We start from the raw sequence: 4,361 nt of genomic DNA on the forward strand, positions 1-4,361 counted from the left end.
GCGCTCCCGGAGCAAGTCCGTTCACGCCTTAGGCCCCCCTTATCCCGAAGTTACGGGGGCATTTTGCCGAGTTCCTTAACCACGATTCTCTCGATCTCCTTAGTATTCTCTACCTGATCACCTGAGTCGGTTTGGGGTACGGGTAACTTGAACCTCGCGTCGATGCTTTTCTTGGCAGCATAGGATCACTGATTTCGTCCGTGAGGACTACCCATCGAGTCTCAGCCGTAATGAGAGACGGATTTGCCTATCTCTCGGCCTACATTCTTAGACCGGGACAACCATCGCCCGGCTCAGCTACCTTCCTGCGTCACACCTGTTAATACGCTAACCGCACCAGCATAGGGTCGTACGCTAGGCCCCACGCTTCACCCCGAAGGGATCCATCTAGGGGATTCAGATACTTAGCATTACTGGATTAGTTGGGGCGGTTCTTCGTCAGTACGGGAATATCAACCCGTTGTCCATCGACTACGCCTGTCGGCCTCGCCTTAGGTCCCGACTTACCCAGGGCGGATTAGCCTGGCCCTGGAACCCTTGATCATTCGGAGGACGGGTTTCTCGCCCGTCTTTCGCTACTCATGCCTGCATTCTCACTCGTGTAGGCTCCACGGCTGGTTTACACCGCCGCTTCACTGCCCACACGACGCTCTCCTACCACTCCGTACGGCTGAACCACGAAGGCTTACCTAAAATACGAAATCTACAACTTCGGTGGTGTGCTTGAGCCCCGTTACATTGTCGGCGCGGAATCACTTGACCAGTGAGCTATTACGCACTCTTTCAAGGGTGGCTGCTTCTAAGCCAACCTCCTGGTTGTCTATGCAACTCCACATCCTTTCCCACTTAGCACACGCTTGGGGACCTTAGTTGGTAGTCTGGGTTGTTTCCCTCTCGACGATGAAGCTTATCCCCCACCGTCTCACTGCTGCGCTCTCACTTACCGGCATTCGGAGTTTGGCTAACGTCAGTAACCTTTTGGGGCCCATCAGCTATCCAGTAGCTCTACCTCCGGCAAGAAACACGCAACGCTGCACCTAAATGCATTTCGGAGAGAACCAGCTATCACGAAGTTTGATTGGCCTTTCACCCCTATCCACAGCTCATCCCCTCAGTTTTCAACCTAAGTGGGTTCGGTCCTCCACGCGCTCTTACACGCGCTTCAACCTGGCCATGGATAGATCACTTCGCTTCGGGTCTAGAACCAGCGACTATTTCGCCCTATTAAGACTCGCTTTCGCTACGGCTGCCCCACACGGGTTAACCTCGCCACTGATCACTAACTCGCAGGCTCATTCTTCAAAAGGCACGCTGTCACAGCTACTAAGGCTGCTCCAACGGTTTGTAAGCAAACGGTTTCAGGTACTATTTCACTCCCCTCCCGGGGTACTTTTCACCTTTCCCTCACGGTACTTGTCCGCTATCGGTCATCTGGAAGTATTTAGGCTTATCAGGTGGTCCTGACAGATTCACACGGGATTTCTCGGGCCCCGTGCTACTTGGGATACTCTTCGGACCATTGACACATTTCGACTACCGGGCTGGCACCGTCTATGGCTGGGCTTTCAATCCCATTCGTCTATATATCGTTGTAATCCTTGCTGTACGGCAGTAACAGCTGAAAAGTCCCACTACCCCGACCATGCAACGCCTGCCGGCTATCACACATGATCGGTTTGGCCTTATCCGGTTTCGCTCGCCACTACTAACGGAATCACGGTTGTTTTCTCTTCCTGTGGGTACTGAGATGTTTCACTTCCCCACGTTCCCTCTACCCGCCCTATATATTCAGGCGGGAGTCACTGAGTCGTCTTGCAACGCCCAGCGGGGTTTCCCCATTCGGAAATCCTCGGATCACAGCTCTATTATCAGCTCCCCGAGGCTTATCGCAGATTTATACGTCCTTCTTCGGCTCCAGATGCCAAGGCATCCACCGTTTGCTCTTAGAAAATTGATATCACATGAGTATAAGAATCGATCGCAACACCTTTCGATGTTGAGATTGACCAATGAGTGACCCAACACCTAAGTGTTGGATGTCATCGTTTTGTTCTTGTGACTCGACCTTTCGGTCGAATCTAAGATGCTCGCGTCCACTGTGTAGTTCTCAAAATACGGGCGGTATCCTCCACCATCCCCAACCAAAGTCAGAAACAGCACCAGGATCCGTTAGACCCAAACACTCTTACGAGTGCTCCGGCCCTAAGGTACGAACACGAATCCACAAGATCCGTAGCCCGGTCCCTCAGGACCCAACAACGTGCAAAGACCAGCACCCCTGAAACCCCTCGTTCCAACCAGCAAGCCGGCGTACTAAAGAAACAACAGTTCCTCTGATCACAATGTCAATGTTCCACCCATGAGCGCCGTCTACCCCGAACAGGGCAGTACGACTTATGCAACATAAATTCGGTCATCCTTAGCTCTGTGTATACCGCAGAGACGACAACCGAGTTGCACATGCTCCTTAGAAAGGAGGTGATCCAGCCGCACCTTCCGGTACGGCTACCTTGTTACGACTTAGTCCTAATCACCAATCCCACCTTCGACAGCTCCCTCCTTGCGGTTGGGCCACTGGCTTCGGGTGTTACCGACTTTCATGACTTGACGGGCGGTGTGTACAAGGCCCGGGAACGTATTCACCGCAGCGTTGCTGATCTGCGATTACTAGCGACTCCGACTTCATGAGGTCGAGTTGCAGACCTCAATCCGAACTGAGACCGACTTTTTGGGATTCGCTCCACCTCGCGGTATTGCAGCCCTTTGTATCGGCCATTGTAGCATGCGTGAAGCCCAAGACATAAGGGGCATGATGATTTGACGTCATCCCCACCTTCCTCCGAGTTGACCCCGGCAGTCTCCTTTGAGTTCCCACCATTACGTGCTGGCAACAAAGAACGAGGGTTGCGCTCGTTGCGGGACTTAACCCAACATCTCACGACACGAGCTGACGACAACCATGCACCACCTGTTTACGAGTGTCCAAAGAGTGAACTATTTCTAGCCCGTTCTCGTATATGTCAAGTCTTGGTAAGGTTCTTCGCGTTGCATCGAATTAATCCGCATGCTCCGCCGCTTGTGCGGGCCCCCGTCAATTCCTTTGAGTTTTAGCCTTGCGGCCGTACTCCCCAGGCGGGGAACTTAATGCGTTAGCTGCGACACAGAAACCGTGGAATGGCCCCTACATCTAGTTCCCAACGTTTACGGCATGGACTACCAGGGTATCTAATCCTGTTCGCTCCCCATGCTTTCGCTCCTCAGCGTCAGTTACGGCCCAGAGATCTGCCTTCGCCATCGGTGTTCCTCCTGATATCTGCGCATTCCACCGCTACACCAGGAATTCCAATCTCCCCTACCGCACTCTAGTCTGCCCGTACCCACTGCAGGCTGGGGGTTGAGCCCCCAGTTTTCACAGCAGACGCGACAAACCGCCTACGAGCTCTTTACGCCCAATAATTCCGGATAACGCTTGCACCCTACGTATTACCGCGGCTGCTGGCACGTAGTTAGCCGGTGCTTTTTCTGCAGGTACCGTCACTTTCGCTTCTTCCCTACTAAAAGAGGTTTACAACCCGAAGGCCGTCGTCCCTCACGCGGCGTTGCTGCATCAGGCTTGCGCCCATTGTGCAATATTCCCCACTGCTGCCTCCCGTAGGAGTCTGGACCGTGTCTCAGTTCCAGTGTGGCCGGTCACCCTCTCAGGCCGGCTACCCGTCGTAGGCTTGGTGAGCCATTACCTCACCAACTACCTGATAGGCCGCGAGTCCATCCTTGACCGAAATTCTTTCCAGCTCCTCACCATGCGGCGGAAGCTCGTATCCGGTATTAGACGTCGTTTCCAACGCTTATTCCAGAGTCAAGGGCAGGTTACTCACGTGTTACTCACCCGTTCGCCACTAATCCACCAGAGCAAGCTCCAGCTTCATCGTTCGACTTGCATGTGTTAAGCACGCCGCCAGCGTTCATCCTGAGCCAGGATCAAACTCTCCATAAATGTTTGATTGAACGGCTACAAGTAACCGAACACATCTTGCGTCACCCGCATCCGGAATAGGATGTCGAGGCGACAAGTTTGAAACTGACAGAACAAATCAATACTGACTTGCTTTGTTGTTTATATCTTTTCCAAAGGAATCCGCTGTATTCACGAAACCGTTCTGATTAGAACGACCCCAATAAACACAGTCGGGTTTTTGGCATTTGACATTGTGCACGCTGTTGAGTTCTCAAGGATCGGACGCTCCTGACCTCCACCGAAAACGGCTTCACCCCAGGGCTTACAAAACCTGTGTTGGCAACCTTCACATAACTGCGAAAGGCAACCTGTCTAACTTACCAGCTTCAGCCTGCTTGTCAAACCA

The 4,361-nt window shown here is 52.9% G+C and carries 2 rRNA genes; both read right to left on the reverse strand.

The annotated features are described in order from the left end of the window. A 23S ribosomal RNA gene (locus tag ACWTV1_RS13065) occupies positions 1 to 1,957 on the reverse strand; the annotation flags it as partial. A gap of 514 nt (positions 1,958 to 2,471) precedes the next feature. After that, positions 2,472 to 3,994: ribosomal RNA gene (locus tag ACWTV1_RS13070) — 16S ribosomal RNA — on the reverse strand. Between the last annotated feature and the right edge of the window lie 367 nt (positions 3,995 to 4,361).

This window comes from Salinibacterium sp. VpJ6 (genome assembly GCF_059767345.1).